At 68.6% G+C, this 25,609-nt stretch carries 24 protein-coding genes and 2 tRNA genes; 12 read left to right on the forward strand and 14 right to left on the reverse strand.

Annotation, left to right across the window (positions count from 1 at the left end):
* Positions 1 to 39: 39 nt before the first annotated feature.
* On the reverse strand, positions 40 to 1,038 hold the full coding sequence (locus tag FHS96_RS09210; RefSeq protein WP_429589795.1) for a ligase-associated DNA damage response exonuclease: 999 nt from the start codon (positions 1,036 to 1,038) through the stop codon (positions 40 to 42).
* Positions 1,039 to 1,116: 78 nt separating this feature from the next.
* Here FHS96_RS09210 and FHS96_RS09215 point away from each other — a divergent pair, with 78 nt between their 5' ends.
* Positions 1,117 to 3,570, forward strand: coding sequence for a ligase-associated DNA damage response DEXH box helicase (locus tag FHS96_RS09215; protein ID WP_429589798.1), 2,454 nt, complete (start codon positions 1,117 to 1,119; stop codon positions 3,568 to 3,570).
* Positions 3,571 to 3,681: 111 nt separating this feature from the next.
* Positions 3,682 to 4,677, forward strand: a complete 996-nt coding sequence (locus FHS96_RS09220; protein ID WP_429589801.1) for a retroviral-like aspartic protease family protein — start codon at positions 3,682 to 3,684, stop codon at positions 4,675 to 4,677.
* Positions 4,678 to 4,679: 2 nt separating this feature from the next.
* On the opposite strand, the gene ribA is transcribed toward FHS96_RS09220, so the two are convergent.
* The 6 genes from ribA to FHS96_RS09250 all read right to left on the reverse strand — a co-directional run bounded on the left by ribA (position 4,680) and on the right by FHS96_RS09250 (position 11,720).
* Entirely contained in the window at positions 4,680 to 5,744 is a 1,065-nt protein-coding gene (ribA, locus tag FHS96_RS09225) for a GTP cyclohydrolase II (protein ID WP_429589803.1), read from the reverse strand.
* Positions 5,741 to 6,535 carry an exodeoxyribonuclease III gene (locus FHS96_RS09230; RefSeq protein WP_429589805.1) on the reverse strand — a complete coding sequence of 265 codons (795 nt, stop codon included), beginning with the start codon at positions 6,533 to 6,535 and terminating at the stop codon, positions 5,741 to 5,743. Before FHS96_RS09230 ends, ribA begins: the two co-directional genes overlap by 4 nt.
* A gap of 446 nt (positions 6,536 to 6,981) precedes the next feature.
* Positions 6,982 to 7,632, reverse strand: a complete 651-nt coding sequence (locus FHS96_RS09235) for a LolA family protein (protein ID WP_429589808.1) — start codon at positions 7,630 to 7,632, stop codon at positions 6,982 to 6,984.
* A gap of 82 nt (positions 7,633 to 7,714) precedes the next feature.
* The gene (locus FHS96_RS09240) at positions 7,715 to 10,129 is read right to left on the reverse strand and encodes a DNA translocase FtsK (protein WP_429589811.1); all 2,415 of its coding nucleotides are present in this window, start codon (positions 10,127 to 10,129) and stop codon (positions 7,715 to 7,717) included.
* Between the two features lie 66 nt (positions 10,130 to 10,195).
* Positions 10,196 to 10,711, reverse strand: coding sequence for a phosphoribosyltransferase (locus FHS96_RS09245; protein ID WP_429589814.1), 516 nt, complete (start codon positions 10,709 to 10,711; stop codon positions 10,196 to 10,198).
* Positions 10,704 to 11,720, reverse strand: a complete 1,017-nt coding sequence (locus FHS96_RS09250) for an adenosine deaminase (protein WP_429589817.1) — start codon at positions 11,718 to 11,720, stop codon at positions 10,704 to 10,706. The genes FHS96_RS09245 and FHS96_RS09250 overlap by 8 nt, the downstream gene beginning before the upstream one ends.
* Positions 11,721 to 11,820: 100 nt before the next feature.
* Here FHS96_RS09250 and FHS96_RS09255 point away from each other — a divergent pair, with 100 nt between their 5' ends.
* Positions 11,821 to 13,026 (forward strand): UbiH/UbiF/VisC/COQ6 family ubiquinone biosynthesis hydroxylase, encoded by a 1,206-nt coding sequence (locus tag FHS96_RS09255; protein WP_429589819.1) that lies wholly within the window; start codon positions 11,821 to 11,823, stop codon positions 13,024 to 13,026.
* 134 nt (positions 13,027 to 13,160) lie between these two features.
* Here the strand turns inward: FHS96_RS09255 and FHS96_RS09260 are convergent, their stop codons facing one another.
* From FHS96_RS09260 to FHS96_RS09270, 3 genes are read right to left on the reverse strand one after another with little or no spacing between them, the layout of a single operon-like run.
* Complete coding sequence (locus FHS96_RS09260) at positions 13,161 to 13,340, reverse strand: Trm112 family protein (protein ID WP_429589822.1); 180 nt, start codon at positions 13,338 to 13,340, stop codon at positions 13,161 to 13,163.
* On the reverse strand, positions 13,337 to 13,975 hold the full coding sequence (locus tag FHS96_RS09265) for an LON peptidase substrate-binding domain-containing protein (protein WP_429589825.1): 639 nt from the start codon (positions 13,973 to 13,975) through the stop codon (positions 13,337 to 13,339). Before FHS96_RS09265 ends, FHS96_RS09260 begins: the two co-directional genes overlap by 4 nt.
* Positions 13,975 to 14,871, reverse strand: a complete 897-nt coding sequence (locus FHS96_RS09270; RefSeq protein WP_429591725.1) for a tetratricopeptide repeat protein — start codon at positions 14,869 to 14,871, stop codon at positions 13,975 to 13,977. The genes FHS96_RS09265 and FHS96_RS09270 overlap by 1 nt, the downstream gene beginning before the upstream one ends.
* Positions 14,872 to 15,086: 215 nt before the next feature.
* Between FHS96_RS09270 and FHS96_RS09275 the strand changes: the two genes are divergently transcribed.
* Together FHS96_RS09275 and FHS96_RS09280 are read left to right on the forward strand one after the other, a co-directional pair.
* Positions 15,087 to 15,161, forward strand: a tRNA-Gly gene (locus FHS96_RS09275).
* A 179-nt stretch (positions 15,162 to 15,340) separates the two neighbouring features.
* Positions 15,341 to 15,415 (forward strand) — tRNA-Gly (locus FHS96_RS09280).
* Between the two features lie 84 nt (positions 15,416 to 15,499).
* On the opposite strand, the gene FHS96_RS09285 is transcribed toward FHS96_RS09280, so the two are convergent.
* The 3 genes from FHS96_RS09285 to hemC are packed head-to-tail and all read right to left on the reverse strand — an operon-like array spanning position 15,500 to position 18,038.
* Positions 15,500 to 16,414 (reverse strand): hypothetical protein, encoded by a 915-nt coding sequence (locus FHS96_RS09285; RefSeq protein ID WP_429589828.1) that lies wholly within the window; start codon positions 16,412 to 16,414, stop codon positions 15,500 to 15,502.
* Between the two features lie 14 nt (positions 16,415 to 16,428).
* Entirely contained in the window at positions 16,429 to 17,112 is a 684-nt protein-coding gene (locus tag FHS96_RS09290; RefSeq protein ID WP_429589831.1) for a uroporphyrinogen-III synthase, read from the reverse strand.
* Positions 17,109 to 18,038, reverse strand: a complete 930-nt coding sequence (hemC, locus tag FHS96_RS09295; RefSeq protein ID WP_429589834.1) for a hydroxymethylbilane synthase — start codon at positions 18,036 to 18,038, stop codon at positions 17,109 to 17,111. Before hemC ends, FHS96_RS09290 begins: the two co-directional genes overlap by 4 nt.
* 95 nt (positions 18,039 to 18,133) lie before the next feature.
* Here hemC and tsaD point away from each other — a divergent pair, with 95 nt between their 5' ends.
* Genes tsaD through FHS96_RS09310 form a run of 3 tightly spaced genes read left to right on the forward strand, consistent with a single transcriptional unit; the run spans position 18,134 to position 20,706 of the window.
* Complete coding sequence (gene tsaD, locus FHS96_RS09300) at positions 18,134 to 19,168, forward strand: tRNA (adenosine(37)-N6)-threonylcarbamoyltransferase complex transferase subunit TsaD (protein ID WP_429589837.1); 1,035 nt, start codon at positions 18,134 to 18,136, stop codon at positions 19,166 to 19,168.
* A gap of 2 nt (positions 19,169 to 19,170) precedes the next feature.
* Complete coding sequence (locus FHS96_RS09305) at positions 19,171 to 20,151, forward strand: NAD(P)H-dependent glycerol-3-phosphate dehydrogenase (protein WP_429591728.1); 981 nt, start codon at positions 19,171 to 19,173, stop codon at positions 20,149 to 20,151.
* Between the two features lie 51 nt (positions 20,152 to 20,202).
* Positions 20,203 to 20,706: a DUF1993 domain-containing protein gene (locus FHS96_RS09310; RefSeq protein WP_429589840.1), complete on the forward strand. Its 504-nt coding sequence runs from the start codon at positions 20,203 to 20,205 to the stop codon at positions 20,704 to 20,706.
* A gap of 18 nt (positions 20,707 to 20,724) precedes the next feature.
* On the opposite strand, the gene FHS96_RS09315 is transcribed toward FHS96_RS09310, so the two are convergent.
* Positions 20,725 to 20,895 (reverse strand): DUF1674 domain-containing protein, encoded by a 171-nt coding sequence (locus FHS96_RS09315; RefSeq protein ID WP_429589843.1) that lies wholly within the window; start codon positions 20,893 to 20,895, stop codon positions 20,725 to 20,727.
* A gap of 69 nt (positions 20,896 to 20,964) precedes the next feature.
* Here FHS96_RS09315 and FHS96_RS09320 point away from each other — a divergent pair, with 69 nt between their 5' ends.
* From FHS96_RS09320 to FHS96_RS09335, 4 genes are all read left to right on the forward strand, one after another.
* Positions 20,965 to 21,831 carry a M48 family metalloprotease gene (locus FHS96_RS09320; protein ID WP_429589846.1) on the forward strand — a complete coding sequence of 289 codons (867 nt, stop codon included), beginning with the start codon at positions 20,965 to 20,967 and terminating at the stop codon, positions 21,829 to 21,831.
* 79 nt (positions 21,832 to 21,910) lie between these two features.
* Positions 21,911 to 23,176, forward strand: coding sequence for an RsmB/NOP family class I SAM-dependent RNA methyltransferase (locus FHS96_RS09325; protein WP_429589849.1), 1,266 nt, complete (start codon positions 21,911 to 21,913; stop codon positions 23,174 to 23,176).
* Positions 23,177 to 23,209: 33 nt separating this feature from the next.
* The gene (gene rpe, locus FHS96_RS09330; RefSeq protein WP_429589852.1) at positions 23,210 to 23,875 is read left to right on the forward strand and encodes a ribulose-phosphate 3-epimerase; all 666 of its coding nucleotides are present in this window, start codon (positions 23,210 to 23,212) and stop codon (positions 23,873 to 23,875) included.
* Positions 23,872 to 25,608: a heparinase II/III family protein gene (locus FHS96_RS09335; protein ID WP_429589855.1), complete on the forward strand. Its 1,737-nt coding sequence runs from the start codon at positions 23,872 to 23,874 to the stop codon at positions 25,606 to 25,608. Before rpe ends, FHS96_RS09335 begins: the two co-directional genes overlap by 4 nt.
* The last annotated feature ends 1 nt before the right edge of the window (position 25,609 follow it).

A 25,609-nucleotide genomic window follows, 5' to 3' on the forward strand; every position in this document is an offset into this window, starting at 1 on the left:
CTAATTTTTCATGACGGCATTTTCGGGACGATCCCGCCATCAATCATCCTCATCATCATAACCGACGAGATCGAGCGCGCACGCCTTGATCTGCCGGGTCATGCACCAATGCACCAGCGCATCCTCGCGCCCGTGCGTGACCCATACCTCCTTCGGCGCGATCTCCAGCAAGGTTTCGGTCAGTTCATGCCAGTCGGCGTGGTCGGAGATGATCAGCGGCAGCTCGACATTGCGCTGCACCGCGCGCTGGCGCACGCGCATCCAGCCTGAGGCCATCGCGGTGATCGGATCCGGCAACCGCCGCGACCAGCGATCGTTGAGCGCGGAGGGCGGCGCCATCACGATCGCACCGCGCATCTCGTCCTTGCCGGCATCGCTGACGAGTCGCAGCGTGCCGAGATCAACGCCCTGTTCCTGATAGAGCGCGCACAGCCGCTCCAGCGCGCCGTGAATGTAGATCGGCGCCTCATGCCCCAGCCGGCGCAGCTCGGCGATCACCCGCTGCGCCTTGCCCAACGCATAGGCGCCGACCAGCACGCAGCGATCGGGATTGGCGGCGAGCGCTGACAGAAGTTTGTCGATCTCGTCATGTGTTTGGGGATGACGGAACACGGGCAGCCCGAAGGTCGCTTCGGTGATGAAGATGTCGCAGGCGACCGGCTGGAAACGGGCGCAGGTCGGATCCTCGCGTCGCTTGTAATCGCCCGAGACGACGACGCGCTCGCCGGCATGATCGAGGATGATCTGCGCCGAGCCGAGCACATGGCCGGCGGGCACGAAGCCGATCTCGACGCCGCCCATGGTCAGCGTTTCGCCATAGCAGACCGGATTGCCCGCCTGCCGCCCATAGCGCGCGTCCATGATCGCCAGCGTCTCGGGTGTCGCCCACACCGCCTCATGGCCGCCGCGGGCATGATCGGCATGGCCATGCGTCACCAGCGCGCGCGGTTTGGGACGCGAGGGGTCGATCCACACATCCGCCGCGGGCACATAGATGCCTTCGGGATGTGCTTCGATCCAGGATCCGAGCCGGGCCATCCTTTCGATATGGTTTCGCAGCGGAAAGGTTCCACCCCTGGGCTGGACAGCCCCCTCCGCAATCCCGATCTATACCGCATGGATCGCCACCCCAGCGCCATCGTTCACACCCCGATGCCCGCTGATCCCGCCCTCCCCCCGGCCCTCGCCGAGTGGTTCGCCGCCAAGGGCTGGGCGCCGCGGCGGCATCAGCTTGAGATGCTGGCGGCGGGCCGCGCAGGCGCGCATGCGCTGCTGGTCGCGCCTACGGGCGCGGGCAAGACCTTGGCCGGCTTCCTGCCCAGCCTCGTCGAGCTCATCGAGCAGCCGACCGACGATCTCCACACGCTCTACATCTCGCCGTTGAAGGCGCTGGCCGTCGACGTTCAGCGCAACCTCCTGACCCCGATCGGAGAGATGGGGCTCGATATCCGCGTCGAGACGCGCACCGGCGACACGCCCTCCGATCGGAAGGCGCGCCAGCGCGCGCGGCCGCCGCAGATGCTCTTGACCACGCCCGAATCCCTCAGCCTGCTGTTGTCCTACCCCGACAGCTTCACGCTGCTCGCCGGCGTGCGGACGGTGGTGATCGACGAGGTCCACGCCTTCGCCACGCAAAAGCGCGGCGACCTGCTGGCGCTGTCGCTCAGCCGGCTGCAGACAATCGCCCCCGCTATGCGCCGCGTCGCGCTCTCCGCCACCGTCGCCGACCCCGATGGCTATCGCGCTTGGCTGGCGCCCGATGGTGATATCGACACGGTGACCAAGGTGATCGGTGAGCGCGGCGCGCCGGCCGACATCGCGATCCTGCTGCCGGAGGATCGCGTCCCTTGGTCCGGCCATTCGGGCAAATATGCCGCACCGCAGGTGATGGCGGAGATCGAGACGCACAAGACCAGCATCGTCTTCTGCAACACCCGGGGCCTCGCCGAGCTGATCTTCCAGGAATTGTGGAAGGAAAATGACCAGAAGCTGCCGATCGGCATCCACCACGGCTCGCTGGATCGCGAGGCGCGGCGCAAGGTGGAGGCGGCGATGGCGGCGGGGCGGCTGCGCGCGCTGGTCGCCACCGCCAGCCTCGACCTCGGCGTCGACTGGGGTGATGTCGATCTCGTCGTCCAGATGGGGGCGCCCAAGGGCTCGTCGCGGCTGCTGCAGCGGATCGGCCGTGCCAACCACCGGCTCGACCAGGCATCGGAAGCGGTGCTCGTGCCCGGCAACCGCTTCGAATATCTGGAGGCGCGCGCGGCGCTCGACGCGGTCGAGGCCAATGAACTCGATCCCGACATCTTCCGGCCCGGCGCGCTCGACGTGCTCGCACAGCACCTGATGGCCTGCGCCTGCGCCGCGCCGTTCGACGCGAAGATCCTTCTGGAGGAGGTGCGCTCCGCCCTGCCCTACAGCGCGCTCGACGAAGAGACCTTCATGCGCGTGCTGGGCTTCATCGAATCGGGCGGCTATGCGCTGCGCGCCTATGACCGGTTCAAGCGGCTGACCCATGGCGTCGACGGGATGTGGCGGGTCAGCCATCCCAATTTCGTCAAGCAGCACCGGCTGAACGCCGGCATCATCGTCGATGCGCCGACGCTCGACGTGCGCTTCAAGAATGGCCGCAAGCTGGGCACGGTGGAGGAATATTTCGCCTCCACATTGTCACCCGGCGACACCTTCTTCTTTTCCGGCATCAGCCTTGAGGTGGAGCGGATCGACACCGCGGACCTCGTGGTGCGCGCGACGGCGCGGCCGGCGCGCATCCCCACCTATGTCGGCGCGCGCATGCCGCTTTCGACCAATCTCGCACGCCGTGTGCGCGGCTTTCTCCACGATCGCAGCCAATGGTCGCGCTTCCCGAACGACGTACGCGAATGGCTGGAGATGCAGGACCGGCGCTCGGTGATGCCCGCCCCCGGCCAGCTTCTCGTCGAGACCTTCCCGCATGAGGGACGCTTCTACATGGTCGCCTACAGCTTCGAGGGCTGGAACGCGCACCAGTCGCTCGGCATGCTGATCACCCGGCGCATGGAAACATTGGGTTTGAGCCCGATCGGCTTCGTTTCCAACGATTATGCCCTCGCCTGCTTTGGACTGAAGCCGATCACCGATCCGGCACGACTGTTCTCCGCCGATATCCTCGAACATGAATTCGTCGAATGGGTGCAGGGATCGGCGCTGCTCAAGCGCGCCTTTCGCGAGGTGGCGGTGATCGGCGGGCTGGTCGAGCGCCAGCATCCCGGCAAGCGCAAGACCGGCAAGCAGGTCACCTTCTCCACCGACCTCATCTACGACGTGCTGCGCAAATATGAGCCCGGCCATCTGCTGCTGCAGGCGGCGTGGGCGGACGCGCGCGCGCGGATGACCGATGTCGGCCGCCTTGCCGACCTGCTCGATCGCGCCGCGGGCACGATGCTGCACGTCGATCTCGACAGGGTGACGCCGCTGGCGGTGCCGGTGCTCGTGATGATCGGCCGCGAGAGCGTGGCGCAGGGCACCGCCGACGACGAGCTGCTGATCGAGGCCGAATCGCTGGCCGCGGCGGCGATGCGCACCGATTGATCCGTCTTCGTCCGATCGCCCCGCCCTTCGACCAACGACGCTTGCCGGCCGGCCGCAACAGGCATAGCCTTTCCCCATAACAATCCCCGGGAGAGGTCAGGGGACATGGGCATGAGAATGATCCCGCTAGCGGCGCTGGCGTTGCTCGCCGCCCCCGCCATGGCGCAGCAGGCGCCGCAACCGCAGCCTGTGCAGACGCCGCAACAGGTCGCCGCGGTCGAGACGGACAGCACGCGCGACATCACCACGACCGATGATGATGATCGCATCACCGTTCCTGTCAGCGTCGGCGGACGTGGCCCCTATCGCTTCCTGATCGATACCGGGGCAGAGCGCACGGTGATCGCATCCGAGGTCGCCGCCACGCTCGACCTGCCGGACAGTGGGACGGTGCGGCTGCACAGCATCACCGGCGAGGACCGCGTGCCGACGGTGTCGCTGACGGATCTCGACCATGGTTCGGGGCTGATGCCGCATGTTCGCGCGCCCGCGCTGCCGATCCGCTTCCTGGGCGCCGACGGCATCCTCGGCATCGACAGCCTCGAGAACAAGCGGCTGACGATCGATTTCCGCAAGCAGACGATGACGATCGGTGATGCGCGCAAGCGGGTCGAGCAATGGGACGATGACGTGATCGTCGTCCGCGCCAAGCGCCGCTACGGCCAGCTCATCCTCGTCGACGCCGCAGTAGACGGCCAGAAAGTGGCGGTGATCCTCGATACCGGCACGCAGGTCTCGGTCGGCAATCTCGCGCTGGAACGCCGGCTGGCCGGGCGCCGTACCACGCGCGCCGCGGTGCCGATCACGATCACCAGCGTGACCGGCGGGCAGCTCACCGCCAACTATACCGCGATCCGCAAGATCCGTGTGGGCAGCGCGATCCTCAACGATATGCCGGTCGCCTTCGCCGACCTGCACAGCTTCAAGGTCCTCGACCTGATCGACCGGCCGGCGCTGCTGCTGGGCATGGACGCGCTGGCGCTGTTCGACCGCGTGTCGGTGGACTTCGCCAACAAGAAGGCGCGCTTCGACATGCCCGACACCGGATCGCGCCCTTCTCCGGGATCGCGGATGGCGGCGCTGGGCGGGTCGAAGCCCGTCCGCTGAACCTAAAGCTGGTGGCCGGTGCGGTCGCGCTTGGTTTCCAGATAGCGCGCATTGTGCGGATTGGCGGGCAGCGCGTGCGGCACCCGCTCCACCACATTGATCCCCGCCGCTTCCAGCCCGGCGACCTTTTCCGGATTGTTGGTCATCAATCGAACGCGCGTCTGCCCGAGCAGCTTGAGCATCTGCGCGGCCACGCCGAAATCGCGCGCGTCGATGGCGAAGCCCAGCCGCAGATTGGCATCGACCGTGTCGAATCCCTGGTCTTGCAGCGCATAGGCGCGCAGCTTGTTGACGAGGCCGATGCCGCGCCCTTCCTGCCGCAGATAGAGCAAGATGCCCCAGCCCGCCGCGGCGATCGCGTGCAGCGCCGCATCGAGCTGCGGCCCGCAATCGCATTTGAGGCTGCCAAGCACATCTCCCGTCAGGCATTCGCTATGCAGGCGGACGAGCGGAGTGGTGCCGTTGGGGGTGCCGATGATCAGCGCGACATGCTCCCCGGCATGTTCGGGGCTACGGAACGCGACGATCTCGGCCTGCTCGGACGCGGTCACGGGCAATCGCGCGCGCGTGGCGATGCGCAGCCGCGTCGCATCCTCATGCGCCGCGATATCCGCCGGGGTGATCAGCGTGGGATCGTCGGCGTGACCGCCACGCACGAAGAAGGCGGGCATCAGCCCGGCGATCCGCGCCAGTTCGAGCGCCGCCGCGGACGCGCCGGGCGCCGCGGGCGCAACTGCGCGGAACGGCCCCTTCAGCGGCGTTGCGAGATCCAGCACCGGATCGGCGATCGCGGTTGCGGTGGCAAGATCGAGCCAGGGGGTGCGCGCGATGCGTACCGGCAGCCCGGGCTTGGCCGCGTCGCGCTGGTTGGCGAGCTTGAGCGTCGCCGCGCGCGCCGCGGAGATCAATATATCGGCCTCACCGGCGGGATCGAAGGCGGCGAGGCGCTGATCGTCCGCCGCCTCGATCGCGAGCAGGTCGATCGCCCCCGCCCCGTCAGCGATCGTGACCGGCCAGCCGCGCCGCAGCGCGTCGATCGCACGGGCCGCTGCGCGGGCGTCGCTCAAAATTCGAACTCGACGATCAGCGGCACATGGTCGGAGGGCCGCGTCCAGCTCCGGCACGGTTCGAGCACGCGGTGCGCCGTCGCCTGCGCGGCGAGTTGCGGGCTTGCCCACATATGGTCGAGCCGGCGGCCACGATCGCTCGCCGCCCAATCCTTCGCCCGGTAGCTCCACCAGCTATAATAGCGTTCCGGCGCGGGGATGAACTTGCGGCCGAGATCGACCCAGTCATGCGCCGCCTGCATGCCCGCCAGCGCCTCGACCTCGATCGGCGTGTGGCTGACGACGTCGAGCAGTTGCTTGTGGCTCCACACGTCGCTTTCCAGCGGCGCGATGTTGAAGTCGCCGACGATCAGCGTCGGCGTCTTCAGCGACTCGGACCAGCGCGTCATCCGCTCGACGAAATCCAGCTTCTGGCCGAACTTCGGGTTCAGCGTGCGATCGGGGATGTCGCCACCCGCGGGCACATAGACATTCTCAAGGCGAAAGCCGTTTTCGAGCTGGACGCCGACATGGCGGGGCTCGCCATTGGCCTGCCAGTCCAGCCGGTCATCCTCGCGCATCGGCACGCGGCTGAGGATCGCGACGCCGTGATGCATCGGCTGGCCGTGCAGCACCTGATGGGTGTAGCCGAGCTGGTGGAACATCGCGGTCGGGAAGATATCGTTCACGACCTTGGTTTCCTGCAGGCACAGGATGTCAGGCTCTTCCTCGCGCAACAGCCGTTCGACGATGTCGATTCGGGCGCGGACCGAGTTGATGTTCCAGGACGCGATCTTGAGGCGGTCGTTCATTGCGGCGCTCTAAACCACGCGCCGTTCGGGGGAAATCGCTTTTCCGCCGCCGGCGGCGCCCAAACCGGCCACGCAGAAACGCCCCAAAAGGAAAGACCCCCGCTCCGGGGGCATGGAGCGGGGGCCGACCTAGCGTTCGTCACGCAGGCAGGTCGCGAAGCGTAGGTAGGCAACAGGGGGAAAATCCCACCGGCTCCGCGACCGCATGACCTATGTAGCGAGTCGAAGCTTACACAGGGATGAATGACGAAAATGTAATGTGGGCGGCAGCTGAGGGCCCCTCCCCTTAGGGAGTGCCGGGGCGCCCAGTCATCCGGACTGGCCTTGGACTGCCAGGGGCTGTCCAACCCGGCACCGGGTTGGCCTGGGTGCGAACGCAGCGAGCTTCCGGCAACGCCGCTGCGCCACCCAAACCCTCCTCTGACAAGGAGGGGCTTTCAGAGGCGTCACCGCATGCGCGGGCCTTGCGGGCGGGGATCCTTGAACTTGAACGCGCTGTCGGCCACCGGCCCGTTGAACTTCTGGTCGGTCAGCCGAACCGTGGTGCGATTGTTCTGCGAATCGATCGCCACCCAGCCCTGCAGCATCAGCCCGGCGGGGGCCGACGGGTTGCGCGCGAAGGCAAGGGTGATCGCGCCGAATTCGGGCCGCTTGGGATCGCGCGCCTCGACCAGGAGCAGCCGCGGATCGACCCCCGGCACCACCTTGGCGACGCGGGTCAGATCCTTGTCGGGGTTCAGCAGCACCGCCAGCGGCGAGTTGCCGATAGGCCAGCGCGAAAGCTGCTTCACCGAATAGTCGATGAAGTAGAGCGATTTGCCATCGGCGACGACGAGCGTGTCGACGCCCTTCTGATAGGCGAAGCGCACCTTGCCGGGGCGCTTGAGCGTCATCGTGCCGGTCACGGTGCGGCCGGCGCGATCGGTCTGGGAGAAGCCGGCGGTCATCGTCTGCACCGCCTTCATGTGCGCCTGCACCTGCGCGATGCCTTCGGCAGCGGGTGCCTGCTGCGCGATCGCGCCGGTCGAAAACGCCAGCGGCGCGAGGACGACGCCCGCCGAACCGAGGGCAAGGACGAAGCGGAAGGATCGGGTCATGTTCTTTCCATTCATGCGGCACAGGGTTGGCCGGATGGCGTTGAACGCGCCCTGAACCCTTCGGTTGCGCGCCGGCTGCCGCTCAGCGCGGCGAGCCGTCCTGCTCGACCAGCACCTCGCGGCGGCCGACATGGTCGGGCCGGGAAACCAGCCCGTCGCGCTCCATCCGCTCGATGAGGCGCGCGGCGCTGTTGTAGCCGACGCGCAACTGGCGCTGCAGCCAGCTCGTCGACGCTTTCTGGCTTTCCGCGACCAGCTGCACCGCCTTGCGGTACATCTGCTCCTCGGGGCTGTCGTCCCCCTCGGGCGCACCGTCGATGCTGTAGCCGCCGTCCTCCGGCTCCTCGGTGACGGCGTTGATGTAATCGGGCGTGCCCTGCGCGCGCCAATGATCGGTCACCAGCCGCACCTCCTCGTCGCTGACGAAGGGGCCGTGGACACGCGCGATCTGCTTGCCGCCGGGCATGTAGAGCATGTCGCCCTTGCCCAGTAGCTGCTCGGCGCCCTGTTCGCCCAGGATGGTGCGCGAATCGATCTTGCTGGTCACCGAGAAGCTGATGCGCGTCGGCAGGTTCGCCTTGATGACGCCGGTGATGACGTCGACAGAGGGGCGCTGCGTCGCCATGATCAGGTGGATGCCCGCCGCACGCGCCTTCTGCGCCAGCCGCTGGATGAGGAATTCGACTTCCTTGCCCGCCGTCATCATCAGGTCGGCCAGCTCGTCGACGATCACGACGATCTGCGGCAGCGGTTCGTATTCGAGCTTCTCTTCCTCGTAGATCGGCTGGCCGGTCTCTGCATCATAGCCGGTCTGGACGCGGCGGCCGAGATCCTGCCCCTTCGACTTGGCGCCGCGCACCTTCTCGTTGAAGCTGGCAAGGCCGCGCACGCCGATCGACGCCATCATGCGATAGCGGTCTTCCATCTGCTCCACCGCCCATTTCAGTGCGCGCACCGCCTTGGCGGGCTCGGTGACGACGGGGGAGAGAAGATGGGGGATGTCGTCATAGATGCTGAGTTCGAGCATCTTGGGATCGATCATGATCATCCGGCACTGGTCCGGCGTCAGCCGGTAGAGCAGCGACATGATCATGCAGTTGAGGCCGACCGACTTGCCCGAGCCGGTGGTGCCGGCGACGAGCAGGTGCGGCATCGGCGCGAGATCGGCGATCACCGGATCGCCAGCGATGTTCTTGCCGAGCACGATCGGCAGCTGCGCCGACATATCCTCGAAGGATTGCGAGGCGATCAGCTCATGCAGCACGACCATCTCGCGCTTCTGGTTGGGCAGTTCGATGCCGATCACGCTGCGGCCGGGGATCGTCGCGACGCGGGCCGACAGCGCGGACATGTTGCGCGCGATATCGTCGGCAAGCTGGATCACGCGGCTCGCCTTGATGCCGGCAGCCGGCTCCAACTCATACATGGTGACGACCGGGCCCGGGCGCACCTCGACGATCGAGCCCTTCACATGGAAATCGTCGAGCACCGACTCGAGCAGTCGCGCATTACGTTCGAGCCCCGCCTTGTCGACCTGCTGGCCGGTGCTGGGCGGCGCCGCCTTGAGCAGTTCGAGCGGCGGCAGCGTGTAATTGTCGCGCAGATCGAGCGAGGTCTGGCGCGGCGGGCGCTGCGCCGCCTGCGATGGCGGCGCGGTGCGATCAGCAATCACCGGGCGCGGACGCTCCTCGGTGGGCGCCGGTGCGCGCGGTACCGGATCGGCCACGACCTCCTCGTCCTCACGCACGCGCTCGGGCCGGCGCATCGCCGGTACCGGGCGGCGCGGCTCCTCGGCCTCGTCCTCGATGACATCGTCGTCCGTGTCTGCGTCCGCCTCGGCGCGCGCGCGGCGGAATCCACCGCCGCGGCGTCGGAACAGCCAGGCGCGTTCGACATCGTCGAGGCCCAGGCTGCGCGCCCACAGCGCGACACCGCCGATGCCGACCACCGCACCGATGGCCAGCGACGACCACCAGATGATCCGCGTGTCGCCGATGAAGGCGAGCCCCCAGCCCACCCCCTGCGCGATCCCGAGGCCGATGACGCCGCCGGCACCCGCGGGCAGCCCCGCGATCGAGCCGGGCTTGATCAGTGAAACCCCGGCACCGATCAGCACGATGCCGATCGCGGCGCGCACCAGCTTGCCGCGCCAGCCGCCGGTCGGCACGCCACGCCACAGCCTGACCGCGATCACCAGCATCAGCGGCGCGAGGAGGCCGGTACCGGGGCCGAACAGCACCAGCAGCAGATCGGACAGATAGGCACCGGGCAGCGCCAGCAGGTTCTGCGCGGGGCCACCCGCGGCGGTGTTCAGCGCCGGATCGCTGGGATGATAGCTGGCAAGCGCCAGCACCAGCAGCACCGTCGCCAATATGAGCAGAAGCGCACCGGCGAGTGCGCCGCTGCGCGCCGCACGGCGCTTCACGCCATCGCGCCAGTCCGGCCCCGTCGTGCCGGATGCGCCCGCCTTTGCGGGTGTCGCCGCACGGCTCGCCATCGCGTTTCCCCGATTTTGTGCGTCAAATGTTCCGGCTTCGGACAATCGCCGAGCCGGGACTCCGCGTCAAGCCAGCCGTTCCGGCACGTCCGCGGCGTCTTCCACCAGCTTGGTGTCGGGCGCCAGCGCTTCCCACGGAAACACAAACCAGCGCTTGTCGATCGCGCGGTCGATCGTCCGCGAATGATATTCGACATGCGCATTGGAGCGGATGTTGTTGATCAGAACCGCGACGCGGACATGATCGGCCACACCGCCCGCTTCCGAGATCGCGCGGCGCAGATAACTGATCGTCTTGCCCGAATCGTTGATGTCGTCGACGATCAGCAGGCGCTGGCCCGCGCGCGTCTCCGCCGCCAGCTTCTCCAGCAGCTCATCGGCGAAGCTGATATGCTTGCTCGACACATCGACGCTGAGCAGCTGGATGCCGGTCGCCTGGCTCAGATAGGCACCGGGCACGAGCCCACCGCGGCCGACGCCGACCAGCCAGTGTGGCTTCCACGCATCGGCGGCCAATGTGGCGGCGATCGCCAGCACGTCGGCGACGAAGGTTTCTTGGGTGATCGGCGCGAAATCAGGCATGGGCGGCCACATACTCGTCGAGCGCGGCAAGGTGCAAGGCGAGCACATCGTCGGGAAGGAACGAGCCGAGGAAGCTGTTGCGCGCCAGCGTCACCGCTTCCTGGCGGTCGATGCCGCCGACCGCGGTAAGCGCGCGAAAATTGTCGTTCACATAGCCGCCGAAATAGGCCGGATCGTCCGAATTGATCGTCACCCGCAGCCCCTGCCGCAGCATCCGGGGCAGCGGATGATCCGCCATGTCGTCCACCACGCACAGCTTGAGGTTGGACAGCGGGCAGACCGTGAAGGTCATCGCACTGCGTGCCAGCCGCGCGACAAGCAGCGGATCCTCCAGCGCGCGATTGCCATGGTCGAGCCGTTCGATTTCCAGCAGGTTCAGCGCCTCATGGACATATTCAGGCGGCCCCTCCTCACCGGCATGCGCCACGATGCGCAGTCCTCGGGCCTTGGCGGCGGCGAAGACGCGCGCGAACTTGGCGGGCGGATGGCCGACCTCGGACGAATCGAGGCCGACGCCGGTGATCCGATCGAGCCATGGCTCGGCCGCCTCCAGCGTCGCGAAGGCGGCATCCTCGTCGAGGTGGCGCAGGAAGCAGAGGATCAGCCGCGCGGTGATGCCGTGCTTCTCCGCCGCTTCGTCGATTGCGGAAAGCAGCCCCTCCATCACCGTCGCCAGCGCGACCCCGCGGTCGGTGTGCGTCTGCGGATCGAAGAAGATCTCGGTATGCCGCACATTGTCCGCGGCGGCGCGTGCGAAATAGGCGGCGGCAAGATCGTGGAAATCCTGCGCGGTGATCAGCACGCCGGCGCCGGCATAATAGATGTCGAGAAAATCCTGCAGGTTCGAGAAGCTGTAGGCCGCGCGTACCTCATCCACGGAGGCGTAAGGGATCGCGACGCCGTTGCGCTTGGCCAGCGCGAACATCAGCTCGGGTTCGAGGCTGCCCTCGATATGCATATGCAGTTCGGCCTTGGGCAGGCCTGCGATGAAGGTATCGAGATCGGACATGGCGGGATGATTGGCGGCAAGCGCCGGTGTGGGCAAGTGCGGAATCGGCAGATCGGTCTGCCGGATTGGCCGCCGCGCTATGCCGCGCTAGAGAGCATGCATGACCCGCTATGACGTGATCCTCCTCGGCGGCGGCCTTGTCGGCCAGACGCTGGCGCTTGCCCTCGCATCCGGGGGGCTGCGCGTTGCCGTGGTCGATCCCGCCGATCCCGCCAGCGTGCTCGCCCCGACCTTCGACGGCCGCGCCTCGGCAGTGTCGAGCTCAAGCTGGCGGATGCTGCAGATGATCGGCGTCGCCGACCGGCTCGGACCGGGCTGCGCGATCGCCGGCATCCGGGTGAGCGAGGGGCTTGGCGGCGGCGGTCTCGATTTCCAGCCCGCCCCCGAGGACGAGCCGCTGGGCCACATGTTCGAGAATCGCGAACTGCGCGTGGCGCTGCGCGCCGCGGTGCTCGAACAGCCGCTGATCGAGCTGTTCATGCCGGCGGTGCCGCAGCACGTGGAGCGCGACACGACCGAAGCCACCGTGACCCTGGCGGACGGCCGCGTGCTCAAGGCGGCGCTGCTGATCGGGGCCGAAGGGCGCCGTTCGCCCACCCGCGACGCCGCGGGGATCAAGATCGCGCGCTGGCAATATGATCATGTCGCGATGATCGCCGGCATCGAGCATGAAAAGTCGCACGGCAACACCGCCTATGAGATCTTCTATCCGGCGGGGCCGTTCGCGATCCTGCCGATGCTGCCGGGCACGCGATCGGCAATCGTCTGGACGGTCGCGACCAAGGATGCCGAAGGTTTCCTCGCGCTTTCCGAGCGCGCCTATACCGCCGAACTCGAAAAGCGGATGGGAGGCTTCCTTGGGGCGATCAAGCTGATCACCCCGCGCTCCTCCTATCCGTTGGGCTTCCACCACGCGACGACGATCACCGGTGAACGGCTGGCGCTGGTCGGCGACGCCGCGCACGGCATCCACCCGATCGCAGGGCAGGGGCTCAACCTCGGTTTCCGCGACGTCGCCGCGCTCGCCGAGGTGCTGGTCGATGGCGCGCGGTTGGGGCTCGACCTTGGCGATGCGCAGCTGCTCGAACGTTATGAACGCTGGCGCAGCGTCGACACATTGATGGTTGCGGCCTCCACCGACAGCCTCACTCGCCTGTTCGGCATGCCCGGTCGCTCCGCTAGCGCGATCCGCCGTTTCGGCCTGTCGGCCGTCCAGCGCATCCCGCCGCTGAAGCGCCGCTTCATGGCGGAAGCCCGCGGCGAAAGCGGCGCATTGCCGCGGCTGCTGCAGGGCATGGCGGTTTGATCGGCGCGAGAAGGGGGCAAGGCGCTCGAATAGCTCGGCTGGCTGAAAATCAGCTGTTTATCTCGAACGAAGTCGACATCCGTAAGGCGACGCAACCCTCGACATCGCTCGGAGCAAACGGGGGAGGCGGGTATCTACAGCTCGGAAACCGTCCGCGCTTCCTCGATCAACAGCACGGGAATTCCGTCGCGCACAGGATAGGCCAGCCCAGCAGCCTCCGAGACCAGTTCTCCGGCGGCCTCATCGTAGCGCAGCGGCCCGCGCGTCGCCGGGCAGACGAGAATCGCCACCAGTTCCGGATCCAGCCCGCTCACTGCAACGTCACCTCATCATCGTCATCGCCCGCGCGGCGGCCGAAGAACTGCATGAGTTGCATCACCAGTTCGGCGCGGTCATTGAGCAACGGCGCCTCCAGCAGCGCCTGCTTCGCCGCGACATCGAATGGTGCGATCTGGGCGATGCCGTTGACCAGCGATTCGTCGTCGAGCTTCGCCACCGACTCCCAGTCTACCGCATAGCCCTGCGAATCGGCAAAGCGCCGTGCCTCGCTTTCCAGCGCGGCCCGCGTGGCGATACCAAGCGCAGCCGGCTCGCCAGCTTCTTCCAGCACCGCCTCGACCTGCCGGAACGGCGTCGTCACATCGAGTTCGCGGATCAGGCGGAACCGCGCGACGCCGGAGAGGATGATGTTGAACCGCCCCTCCTCAAGCGCCTCGACATGCGCGATGTGGCCGACGCAGCCGACCGCGAACAGGGGCGGCGGGTCGCCCGCTGCACGCGGCTGGATCATCGCGATGCGCCGGTCGCGCGCCATCGCATCGCTCACCAGCGCGCGATAGCGCGGCTCGAAGACGTGCAGCGGCAGCTGCATCCGCGGAAACAGGATCGCGCCGGCGAGCGGGAAGATCGAGAGTCGCGCGGTCGCGCTGCCGGCGCCGGCGGATGGCATCAGGTGAACAGCACGGCCGAAAGACGGCGGCGTTGCGCGCTCACCCACGGATCCTCGAGCCCGACCACCTCGAACAGCTTGAGCAACCGCTGGCGGGCCGCACCGTCGTTCCACGCCCGGTCGCGGCGGATGATCTCCAGCAGCGAATCGGCCGCGCCGTCACGGTCGCCGGCCGCCATCTGGCCGCCGGCAAGCTCGAAGCGCGCCTCATGATCGTCGGGATCGGCGGCGACGCGCGCGACCAGCCCGGCAAGATCGTCGACCGGCTGGGCCTCCTTGGCGAGCGCCAGTGCAGCCTGCGCACGCTGGATCGCGGCGTCCTTCGCCTGTTCGGGCGGGAGGGCCGCGAGAAGCGCCTCTGCCTCGGCGACATCGCCCAGCGCGACGAGTGCGCGGACCTGACCGGAGATCACCTGCGGATCTTCCGGCGCCATCTCGGCGATCTGGCCGAAGATCGCGAAGGCGCGCTCGGCATCGCCCTCTGCCAGCACCTGCTCGCCCATTTCGATCAGCGGCGCGATGTCCGCGGCCAGGCTCTGCGCCTCGCCCTGGATCGGAAGCTGGCGCAGGATCTGATCCAGCGTCTGCCCAAGCTGCGACTCGGTGCGCGCAGAGGTCAGGTCGGCGACCGGCTGGCCCTGGAAAATCGCATAAACGGTGGGAATCGAGCGGATCTGGAACTGCGCGGCGATGAACTTCTGCTCATCGACGTTGATCTTCACCAGCTTCACGCCCTTGTCGGCGTAATTGGCGGCGACTTTCTCCAGAACGGGCGTCAGTGCCTTGCACGGCCCGCACCATTCGGCCCAGAAATCGAGGATCACCAGCGAGGTCATCGAGGGTTCGACGACGTCGCGCTTAAAGGTCTCGATCGCCTCGCGTTCGGCGGCGCTCATGCCGAGAGTGGCCAAGATAATGCTCCAGACTGCAGTTGCCGCAACCATATGGGGGCGGGCGACGCTCCGTGCCAACCCCTTTCGCGGAGACAGGCCTTTTCACGTCCTCTCCCGAAAAAATCGCATTGATGGGTTGCCACCCCAAAGGGCCGATGCTAGTGGCCGCGCCTCACCCGCTTCCGGGGTGCCGAAGCACACCGGGATGCAAGCGCCGAGCGGGCGTAGCTCAGGGGTAGAGCACGACCTTGCCAAGGTCGGGGTCGAGGGTTCGAATCCCTTCGCCCGCTCCAGCGTCTTCAGGGAAGACGAAAAAGGCTCGCCATCGGCGGGCCTTTTTCTTTTGTGCCGCTTCGATGGGCAGTCGATGCCGGCGGATGATTCATCGGGTTGCCACCTCACCATGCCGGTGCTAGTGGCCCCGCCTCACCCGCTCCCGGGGTGCCGATGCACAGCGGGATGCAAACGCCGAGCGGGCGTAGCTCAGGGGTAGAGCACGACCTTGCCAAGGTCGGGGTCGAGGGTTCGAATCCCTTCGCCCGCTCCACGTTTCCCGCATGGGAAGCGATGTAAAAAGCCCGCCTGCCGGCGGGCTTTTTCGTTTCACGCTCTGATCGGCTTTAGGTCGGGATCAGCCTGCGGGCGGCGGCGCGGCGCGTTCGGTGTCGGCCGCCTCCCGGTTCACTGGCGGAATCGCGGCGGCCGGCGAGATGGCCGCCGCCGCGGGACGCGGTTCGGTGATCGCAGTCGATTCGATCGTATCGAGCGCCTGGCGCGCCTCGTCATAGCGGCGCGCGGCGGCGATCCATGCACGCGCTTTTTCCCGGCCCGGCATCCGCGCGACCTCGGCCAGCGCAGCATCGACCCGGCCGCCTTCCAGCCGCCGCTTCGCGCGGGCGAGTCGCTCGCCGGGGGCAGGTGAGGGCGCATCGTTGCGCCGCACGACCACCAGGTTGGAAAGTTCGCGGCGGAACGTATCCCACCAGCTCTCGTCGGACGCGCCGCCGAGCAGTTCGGGCGCGGCATCGTCCAGCCCCGCACGCAGATCGTCGATCGTCACCGGCATGCGAGAGGCGGCGACGATCTGCGCCACGGCGCGGGGCTGGGTGGCGCCGAACCGCTCACGCAGCTGCGCCTCGAGATAGCCGAGCTGCATGCCACGATCGAGCGCGCGCCGCGCGGCGAAGGCAATCAGCAGCCCCTCGGCGCGTGTCGCATTGCCCGCGGCCTCGCGCGCATGGCCATCGATGTTGGACAGCCGCGATTCGAGATCGGCCACGCGCGTGTCGATCGTCAGCGGCGGTGCTGCCGGATAGACCGGCGCGGGCGGTGGCGCCTCGACCGGCCCGGTGCTGCCTTGCGGCGTGGCGGGTTGCGCCACGTCGCTACCGCGCCCGAACCAGCGATCTCCATAATGGTTCATCACCCAGCCCATCACCAGCAGTCCGGCAAGGAAGGCGATGGCGACCGTGATCAGCGTGTTGCGCCAGGGGCGGGCGGCGGGTGGGCGGCCGATCACCGGCTGCACCGTCGATTCCGCAGTCATCAAGGCTCCTCAGTTCATTCGCGGTCGGCGTTTACATCGCACAAGCCGGCAGCAGCCGCCAGCAAGGCGGCATCGGCGGGCAGATCGGCGACGGCCACCGCCCGCCAGGCCTCACCCGCAGCGCGCGCGGTGGCAGCGCTGATCGCAGCAATGCGCAGGCGCGCGCGGACCCCGGCGGGCAACACTGCCGCCAGCCGGGCCGCTGCGCGCGGGGAATGGAGCAGCGCGATCATGTCGTCTTCGATCGGGACCCCCGCCAACGGATCGGCGCGTTCGACGGCGGCATAGACGATGATGCGGGTGAGCCCCGGCGCGGCGAGCGCGATATGGTCGGCGCCGGCGAGGTGCAGCAGGCGGGTGGCGCCGTCGTCCCGCGCGCGTTCGATCAATGCCGCCGCGTCGCGATCACCCGTCCGGATATCGCCAAAGCCCGCATCGAGCGCTGCCGCTGCAGTCGCTGCGCCCACGGCGTAGAGCGGCAGTGCGCGGAAGGCTGCCAGTGCCACACCGCCTAGCCGTGCGGCACTGGCGCTGGTCATCATCACCGCGTCGAACCCCGCCGGATCGGGTGCAACCCAGTCCACCGGCGCAACGGAAAACAGGGGAGCGACGATGCAGCCGAAACCGAGCGCCTCAGCCCGCACCGCGGTGGCGGCGGCGCCCGGTTGCGGCCGCAGGATCAGCAGTCTTGCCGTCATCCACCGAACAGCGCGGCGAGCGCGGGCGGCGCATCCGCGAGCAGCGCCCTTGCCAGCGCCGCCGCTTCACCGGGCGCGCCACGCGCGATGCGGAGCTGGCCGGCGCGCGATTCGCTGCCGTCGCCGGTGAGGATCTCGGCGTCGATCAGAATCGTTTCGCCCTCCAGCCGCGCCAAAGCGCCGACCGGCGAGCGGCAGTCGGCGGCCAGCGCCGCAAGCAAGGCGCGTTCGGCGAGCACGCAATCATGCGTATCGCGGTCGTCGATCGCCGCGAGCAAGGCGCGCGTCGCGGCATCGTCGACGCGCGCCTCGATTCCGACCGCGCCCTGCGCAGGCGCGGGAAGCATCGTCTCGATCGGAACGGTTGCGCCGATGCCGGGCTGGCCCAGCCGGTCGAGCCCGGCGGCGGCGAGTAAGGTCGCCTGCGCCTCGCCGGCATCCAGCTTGGCAAGGCGGGTAGCGACATTGCCGCGGAACAGAGTCGTCGAAATATCCGGCCGCAGCCGCTTGAGCTGTGCCGCCCGGCGCGGCGAGCTTGTGCCGACCACCGCGTCCCGGGGCAAAGCCTCCACCGAGGGGGCGCCGATCAGCCGGTCGCGCACGTCGGCGCGCGGCAGCATCGCGGCGATGACGATCTCGGGCGGGCGGATCGTCTCGACATCCTTCATCGAATGCACGCAGAGGTCGACCTCGCCCGCGAGCAGCGCGCGATCGAGTTCCTTGGTCCACAGCGCCTTGCCGCCAACCTCGGCGAGCGCGCGATCCTGGATACGGTCTCCGGAGGTGCGGATCGGCACGATCTCGATGGCGGTATCGGAAAGCCCGTGCGCGGCGATCAGGGCGGCGCGCACCATGTTGGCCTGGATCAGCGCGAGCGGCGATCCGCGGGTGCCGAGACGGAATGGAGAGGGAGGAATCTGGGCCATGGCGCGCTGTGCTAGACGATTGCGCCGGGGCGGGGGAGCCGCTTTTCGGCACCCGCCTGCCTTGCCCTTGCGCCCGGCGTGGCTAGATGGGGGCGATGAGCCTGATCCTCGGCCTTGAATCGAGCTGCGACGAAACCGCAGCGGCGCTCGTCACCTCCGATCGCCGCATCCTCGCGCACAAGCTGGCGGGGCAGGAAGAGGCGCATCGTCCGTTCGGCGGCGTCGTGCCCGAAATCGCCGCGCGCGCACATGTCGAGCGGATGACGCCGCTCGTCCAGGCAGCCCTTGAGGAAGCGGGCATCTCGCTGAGCGACGTCGATGCGATCGCCGCAACCGCCGGACCGGGGTTGATCGGCGGCGTGATGGTGGGGCTCGTCACCGCCAAGGCGCTGGCACATGCCTCGGGCAAGCCGTTGATCGCGCTCAACCATCTTGAAGGCCATGCGCTGAGTCCGCGCCTCGCCGATCCCGACCTTGCATTTCCCTATCTGCTGCTGCTCGTCTCGGGCGGACATTGCCAGTTGCTGCTGGTCGAAGGGGTCGGCGCCTATCGCCGGCTCGCGACCACGATCGACGATGCCGCAGGCGAGGCTTTCGACAAGACCGCCAAGCTGCTCGGCCTCGGCTTTCCCGGCGGGCCCGCGGTGGAACGTGCGGCGTTGCTCGGCGATCCGAAAGCCGTCCCGCTGCCGCGCCCGCTGGCAGGATCGGCCGAGCCGCATTTCTCGTTCGCCGGCCTCAAGAGCGCGGTGCTGCGCGCGCGCGACGCCGGCGTTTATCGCCCCGAGGATATCGCCGCGTCCTTCCAGCAGGCGGTGATCGACTGCCTGATCGATCGCACCGCGCGCGCCATCGGCCGCGCTCCGCAGGCGACCGCTTTGGTGATGGCGGGCGGTGTCGCCGCCAACACGCCGATCCGCACCGCGATCGAGGGTCTGGCCACGCGCAACGGCATGCGCTTCGTCGCGCCGCCCTTGTGGCTGTGCACCGATAATGGCGCGATGATCGCCTGGGCGGGCGCCGAGCGGTTCGCCGCCGGGCTGGTCGACGGGCTCGATGCACCGGCGCGGCCGCGCTGGCCGCTCGATCCAACGGCGGAAAAGGCGCGTGGCGCGGGAGTGAAGGCATGACGATGCGGCTGGGCGTGATCGGAGGAGGCGCCTGGGGCACGGCGTTGGCGCAGACCGTGGCGGGCGAGGGCGAACCCGTATTGCTGTGGGCACGCGAGCCCGAGGTGGTCGAGGCGATCAACGCCGATCGTGAGAACCGCCTCTATCTGACGGGCATCCCGCTCGCCGCCAGCATCCGCGCGACGACGGCGCTGGAGGAGCTTGGTGAGTGCGATGCGCTGCTCGTCGTCACCCCCGCGCAGCACATGCGCACTATATTGCACATGCTGCCGGCGGGCGACCGGCCGCTGGTGCTGTGCGCCAAGGGCATCGAGGCGGGCAGCGCGATGTTGATGAGCGAGGTGGCCGTCGAGGTGCAGCCTGCCGCGCCCATCGCCGTGCTGTCCGGCCCCACCTTCGCGCATGAAGTGGCACAGGGGCTGCCGACCGCGATCACCTTGGCCTGCAAGGATGAGGAACTGGGCGCGGCGCTGGCGCAACGCATCGCCAGCCCCGGCTTCCGCCCCTATGCCTCGCGCGACGTGATCGGCGCCGAGGTGGGCGGTGCGGTCAAGAATGTGCTGGCGATCGCCTGCGGCGTCGTCGAGGGCGCTGGCCTGGGGCAAAACGCGCGCGCCGCGCTGATCAGCCGCGGCTTCGCCGAGATGACCCGCTTCGGCCTCGCGCGCGGCGCCAAGCCGGAAACGCTGGGCGGCCTTGCGGGGCTGGGCGATCTGGTGCTCACCTGCTCCTCAACCAGCTCGCGCAACTTCTCGCTGGGTCGAGGCCTCGGCCAAGGGCAACCGGCATCGGCACTGCTCGCTGACCGTCGCACCGTAGCGGAAGGTGCCTTCACCGCCCCTGTGCTCCGTGATGCCGCCCATGCGGCCGAGGTCGACATGCCGGTGGTCGAGGCGGTCTGCGCGCTGCTCGACGGCAGCGCATCGGTGGATGCGATCGTCGAGCAATTGCTGGCGCGACCGTTGCGGCCCGAGGGAGAATGACCCCACTTCGCCACCGGAATCGACCCGAGATTTCCTCGCAGGAGACCCGCCGTGCCCACGCTATATCAGATCAGCATTCCGCCGCTCGTCGCAGGCCTTCGCCACCTGGCGGGGTTCATCGCGATCGCCGAATCCCATCTGGCGAAGGAGGGGCTGGCCGAGGACGACCTCGTTCAGGCCCGGCTGCATGACGACATGATGCCGTTTTCGGGACAGGTGCAGCGCGCCAGCGACACTGCGCGCTTCCTCGTCACCCGGCTGGGCGCGGGTGAGGCGCTGTCAATGCCCGATACCGAACAGAGCTTCGCCGAACTGCGCAGCCGCATCGAGGCGACGATCGCCTATCTCGAACAGGCCGACGCGGCGGCGATCGACGCGAGCGAGGACAAGACCGTGACGCTCAAGGCGGGTGGCGGCGAGCGCGCCTTCACGGGGACGTCCTATGTGCTGACCTTCGCGCTGCCCAATTTCTATTTCCATCTGACCACGGCGTACGACGTGCTCCGCCATCGGGGCGTGCCGCTCGGCAAGCTGGATTTCCTGGGCTGGCGCTAGGCATCGCCGTCTGGCTCCTCAAAAATCGATCGCGATCCCCTTCGAAACCCAGTCGCCGTAGCGCGTCGGGTTGTTCGTATCGCCCGGATCGATCCGCGGCGGCGCGTCGATGGGATCGGGCTGCGGCACCGGCGGACTTTTGGAAAGGTGCGCGGGCGGCTTGAGGTGGGCGGGGCGCTGGCCGGCCATGTGCGAGCTCCTGACTGATTGAAGCGGGTCGAATGATCCCCACATTGTCGGTCAGGAGGTATTTGCCAAGTGAACGGTATGAAGACGGGCATGTTGCTGGCCGCGCTGACCGCCCTGTTCATGGGTGTCGGCCTGGCCATCGGCGGCCCGCGTGGCGCGGTGCTGGCGCTGATGGTGGCCGGGGGCATGAACCTGTTCACCTACTGGAACGCCGATCGCATCGTGCTTTCGATGCACAACGCCAAGGAAGTCGATATCCGGTCCTGCCCCGAGCTGGTCGGGCTCGTCCACCGGCTCGCGCGGCGCGCCGGGCTGCCCAATCCGCGCGTCTATGTGATCGCCAGCCCGCATCCCAACGCCTTCGCCACCGGCCGCGATCCGGAGCATGCCGCCGTCGCCGCGACCACCGGGCTGCTCGGCCTCCTCAACCGCGACGAGATCGAGGGCGTGATGGCGCATGAACTGGCGCATGTCCGCAGCCGCGACACGCTGGTGATGACGATGGTTGCAACGATCGCCGGCGCCATTTCGATGATCGCCAATTTCGGGCTGTTCTTCCGAGGCGACCATCGCACCAACGCGCTGGCAACCTTGCTCGCGGTTCTGGTCGCGCCGTTCGCCGCGATGATTGTCCAACTCGCGATCAGCCGGGCGCGCGAATATGGCGCGGATCGGGGCGGTGCCGAGATTTCGGGCAAGCCGCGCGCGCTCGCCTCGGCGCTGGCCAAGCTAGCGGCGGGGGCACGGCAGGTGCCGAGCCCGGTGGTGGCGCGCAATCCCGCCACCGCGCAGCTCTATATCGTGCCCGCGCTCTCGGGCCTTTTCTCGACGCATCCCGCGACCGAGGACCGCATCGCCGCGCTGCAGGAGATCGCCGGACGCGACGGGGCTCCCCCACCGCGCCGCCGTTCGGCCCTCGATCCACACCGGCGTTGACCCCCTTCGGCACCGGCTTGGCGACAATTTTGTTGCAAGGGGCTTTATGCCGCCGCGCTTTGGGCCGATGGGCTCGGCGATGACCACCAGAGAAGAAGGGGCGGGGGTTCCCGCCCGCCGTGCGGCGCTGCGGCTACTCGACGCCATATTGCGCCAGGGCCTGCCGCTGGAAGCGGCGCTCGACGGCGCGACGCGCGGGATCAGCAACGACTCGGATCGCGCGCTGGCGCATGCCATCGCCGCGACGGTGCTTCGCCGGCTGACCGATCTCGACGAGCTGATCGATTCGGCGACGCGCCAGCGCCTGGCCGACGACGCCAAGGCCCGGTTCGTGCTGCGCATCGCCTTCGCGCAGGCGCTGGTGCTCGGAACGCCGCCGCACGCCGCGATCTCGACGACATTGCCGCTGGTGGATGGCGGCCCCCGCCGGCTGGTCCATGGCGTGTTCGGCACGGTGATGCGGCGGAACGCGACATTGCCCGAGCCGCCGACATTGCTGCCGCAGGTCGCGATGCGCTGGGGCCCCGCATGGGGCGGCGAGATGATCGCGGCGGCGGAGGCGGCGATCGCCCGTCCTGCGCCGATCGACCTTCTCATCGGCCGGGGCGATGCGCCCGAGATCGCTGAGGCGCAGATGCTCGCCCCCAACCATCTGCGGCTGCCCGCGGGCACGCCGGTGCGCGAACTGCCGGGCTATGCCGAGGGCGCATGGTGGGTGCAGGATCTGGCTGCCGCGATTCCCGCCCGCCTGCTGGGCAGCGGCGAGGGGCGGACGGTGCTCGATCTGTGCGCCGCGCCGGGCGGCAAGACGATGCAGCTCGCCGCTGCGGGTTGGGCGGTCACCGCGGTCGAGTCCTCGGGCCCGCGCCTTGGCCGACTGCGTGAGAATCTTGAGCGCACCGGCCTGTCCGCCGATCTGGTCGAGGCCGATGTCATGGCGTTCGCGCCGCCGGCCCCTGCCGATGCCGTGTTGCTCGACGCCCCGTGCAGCGCGACCGGCATCTTCCGCCGTCACCCTGACGTGCTCCACCGCGCACGGCCTTCGGCGATCAAACAGGCGGCCGAAGTGCAGACGACGATGCTCGATCGCGTCGCCGACTGGGTGAAGCCGGGCGGCGTGCTGGTCTACGCGACCTGCTCGCTGGAGCCCGCCGAGGGCGAGGATCAGCTCGCACGCTTCCTTGCGGCACATCCCGACTACGCGATCGACCCGGTCGCCACCGACGAGCTGCCCGCCGGCATCGCACCCCGAGATGACGGCTCCGTCCGCACCCTGCCGGGCATGCTCGCGCAGCAGGGCGGATTGGACGGTTTCTTCATCGCACGGATGCGGCGTGCTGCTTGAACCGCCCGAATCGCGGGGCTAGGGACGCGGCCAATGACCAGTTCCCCCATCCTCATCGCGCCATCGATCCTGTCCGCCGACTTCGCCCGGCTGGGTGAGGAGGTTCGCGCGATCGACGCGGCCGGCGCCGACTGGATTCATGTCGACGTGATGGACGGCCATTTCGTGCCCAACATCACGATCGGGCCGGGCGTGGTGAAGGCGCTGCGCCCGCACACGACCAAGCCGCTCGACGTGCATCTGATGATTTCGCCGGTCGATGCCTTCCTGGAGGCGTTCGCCGAGGCGGGAGCCGATATCCTCACCGTCCATCCCGAAGCGGGCCCGCACGTCCATCGCAGCGTGCAGGCGATCAAGGCGCTCGGCAAGCAGGCCGGCGTCGTGCTCAACCCCGCCACGCCCGCGAAGATGCTCGACTATCTGATCGAAGAGGTCGACCTCGTGCTGGTGATGAGCGTCAATCCCGGCTTCGGCGGGCAGAGCTTCATCGAAAGCCAGCTCCGCAAGATCGAGGCGATCCGCAAGATGATCGACAAGACCGGCAAGCCGATCCGGCTGCAGGTGGATGGCGGCATCGATCGCGCCACCGCGCCCCGCGCTATCGCAGCCGGTGCCGACGTGCTGGTCGCCGGCACCGCCACCTTCCGCGGCGGCCCCGACGCCTATGCCGACAACATCCGGGCGCTGCGCGGCGGGTGAGCGATCGGGAGCCGATCGAGCCGGACGCCGACGGCATCGAGGAAGGCAAGCGGCTGATCCGGGTGGGGGGCGACAAAGGCCTGTCGCTGACCGAGCGGTTCGCCAATCAGGTTCATCGCTTCACCTGGCGCACGCCGCTGCATGCGCTGCGCCTGCGCGGTCGCTTTCCGCTGAAGCTGGTGGCGGTTCCCGAGGATCCGATGCCCGGCGACGCGCGCGTGGGCATCGCGCTGCTCAAGGGCGAGATCGCATGGCGCGGCGAGACGCTGCCGATCGCCGAACTCGATTTCGCGAAGCTGAAGGTCTCGACGCCGCTGATGGAGTATCTCCACGGATTCGGCTGGCTGCGCGACCTCGATACCGCGGGCACCCGCGCCGCCGCGGTGCCCGTTGCCGAATCGATCATGCGCAAATGGCTGGCGGCGCATGGCGACACGGTTTCCGATCCGGCATGGCATTATGACCTGTGCGCGCGCCGCATCCTGCTGTGGTCGGCGCATGCCCCGCTGATCCTCTCGTCGGGCGACCTGATCTATCGATCGGCAGTGCTCAACGGCCTCGCCCGCACTGCACGCCATCTCGACCGCGGCGCGGACCGCGCGCCGCCGGGCGCAGCGCGAATCGCGGCATGGGCGGGCGTCGTCGCCGCCGGGCTGTTGATCCCGGGCGGGCAGCCGCGGCGGGCATTCGGCGAAGCAGGGCTCATCCGCGCGCTCGACAGCGGCTTTTTCAGCGATGGCGGCCTGATCAGCCGGTCACCCGCCGCATTGCTGGAGACCATTGAGCTGCTGGCGATGCTGCGCCAGGTCTATGCCTGCCGTCGCGAGCGGCTGTTTCAGCCGGCGCAGGCCGCGCTCGATCATGCGGTGCCGGCGCTGCTCGGCATGCTGCACGGCGATGGCGCGCTGGCGAGCTGGCAGGGGGGGGGGCCGCTGGGCCCCGAGCGCGTGGAGGCTGCGATCGCCGCCACCGGCGTACGTGCCCGGCCGCTGCGCCAGGCGCGCGACTGGGGCTATCAGCGGCTGGCGGCGGGCAACAGCGTGGTCATCATGGATGCCGCGCCGCCGCCCGTGTCACGCCTCGCGACCGGCGGCTGCGCCTCGACCCTGGCCTTCGAGCTTTCGGACGGGCCGCACCGCATCGTCGTCAATTGCGGCGGCGCGGGCATGGGTGGCGGCTGGCTGCCCGACGATCTCGCGGAGGGGCTGCGCACCACCGCCGCGCATTCGACCCTCATCCTCAATGACCATAATTCGACCGCGATCCACCCCGACGGCAGCCTGGGCAAGGGCGTGGGCGAGGTCGAGCTCGACCGACAGGAAAATGAGGGCGGCAGCCGCCTCGAGGCGAGCCATGACGGCTATGCCCGACGCTTCGGCCTGATCCACCGCCGCACGCTGAACCTGAGCGCGGACGGCCGCGAGTTGACCGGCGGCGATGCCCTCGAACCCACCGGGCGGCGGCATCGCGACGGCGTGGCCTTCGCGCTGCGTTTCCATCTCGCGCCGGGCATCGAGATCTCTGCGCTGGCGGACGGGCAGGGCGCGCTGCTGCGCGTGCCCGGCGGCCCCGTATGGCAGTTCCGCTGCAATGGCGGCATGCTCTCCACCGAAGAAAGCCTGTGGGTGGACGGCAAGGCGCGGCCGCGGGGGACGCGGCAGCTGGTGATTTCGGGAGAAGCCCATGCCGGCGGCACCGCCATCGGCTGGGTGTTCAAACGTGCAGGTCAATAGA

The organism is Sphingomonas zeicaulis (assembly GCF_050433225.1).
In the GTDB taxonomy this organism is placed as follows: domain Bacteria; phylum Pseudomonadota; class Alphaproteobacteria; order Sphingomonadales; family Sphingomonadaceae; genus Sphingomonas_D; species Sphingomonas_D zeicaulis.

Bases quoted from the DNA above. Each gene is read 5' to 3' on its own strand.
- FHS96_RS09210 (WP_429589795.1), bottom strand. From the start codon at position 1,038: ATGGCCCGGCTCGGATCCTGGATCGAAGCACATCCCGAAGGCATCTAT.
- FHS96_RS09215 (WP_429589798.1), top strand. From the start codon at position 1,117: ATGGATCGCCACCCCAGCGCCATCGTTCACACCCCGATGCCCGCTGAT.
- FHS96_RS09220 (WP_429589801.1), top strand. From the start codon at position 3,682: ATGAGAATGATCCCGCTAGCGGCGCTGGCGTTGCTCGCCGCCCCCGCC.
- FHS96_RS09230 (WP_429589805.1), bottom strand. From the start codon at position 6,535: ATGAACGACCGCCTCAAGATCGCGTCCTGGAACATCAACTCGGTCCGC.
- FHS96_RS09235 (WP_429589808.1), bottom strand. From the start codon at position 7,632: ATGACCCGATCCTTCCGCTTCGTCCTTGCCCTCGGTTCGGCGGGCGTC.
- FHS96_RS09240 (WP_429589811.1), bottom strand. From the start codon at position 10,129: ATGGCGAGCCGTGCGGCGACACCCGCAAAGGCGGGCGCATCCGGCACG.
- FHS96_RS09245 (WP_429589814.1), bottom strand. From the start codon at position 10,711: ATGCCTGATTTCGCGCCGATCACCCAAGAAACCTTCGTCGCCGACGTG.
- FHS96_RS09250 (WP_429589817.1), bottom strand. From the start codon at position 11,720: ATGTCCGATCTCGATACCTTCATCGCAGGCCTGCCCAAGGCCGAACTG.
- FHS96_RS09255 (WP_429589819.1), top strand. From the start codon at position 11,821: ATGACCCGCTATGACGTGATCCTCCTCGGCGGCGGCCTTGTCGGCCAG.
- FHS96_RS09265 (WP_429589825.1), bottom strand. From the start codon at position 13,975: ATGCCATCCGCCGGCGCCGGCAGCGCGACCGCGCGACTCTCGATCTTC.
- FHS96_RS09270 (WP_429591725.1), bottom strand. From the start codon at position 14,871: ATGAGCGCCGCCGAACGCGAGGCGATCGAGACCTTTAAGCGCGACGTC.
- FHS96_RS09285 (WP_429589828.1), bottom strand. From the start codon at position 16,414: ATGACTGCGGAATCGACGGTGCAGCCGGTGATCGGCCGCCCACCCGCC.
- FHS96_RS09290 (WP_429589831.1), bottom strand. From the start codon at position 17,112: ATGACGGCAAGACTGCTGATCCTGCGGCCGCAACCGGGCGCCGCCGCC.
- hemC (WP_429589834.1), bottom strand. From the start codon at position 18,038: ATGGCCCAGATTCCTCCCTCTCCATTCCGTCTCGGCACCCGCGGATCG.
- tsaD (WP_429589837.1), top strand. From the start codon at position 18,134: ATGAGCCTGATCCTCGGCCTTGAATCGAGCTGCGACGAAACCGCAGCG.
- FHS96_RS09305 (WP_429591728.1), top strand. From the start codon at position 19,171: ATGCGGCTGGGCGTGATCGGAGGAGGCGCCTGGGGCACGGCGTTGGCG.
- FHS96_RS09315 (WP_429589843.1), bottom strand. From the start codon at position 20,895: ATGGCCGGCCAGCGCCCCGCCCACCTCAAGCCGCCCGCGCACCTTTCC.
- FHS96_RS09325 (WP_429589849.1), top strand. From the start codon at position 21,911: ATGACCACCAGAGAAGAAGGGGCGGGGGTTCCCGCCCGCCGTGCGGCG.
- rpe (WP_429589852.1), top strand. From the start codon at position 23,210: ATGACCAGTTCCCCCATCCTCATCGCGCCATCGATCCTGTCCGCCGAC.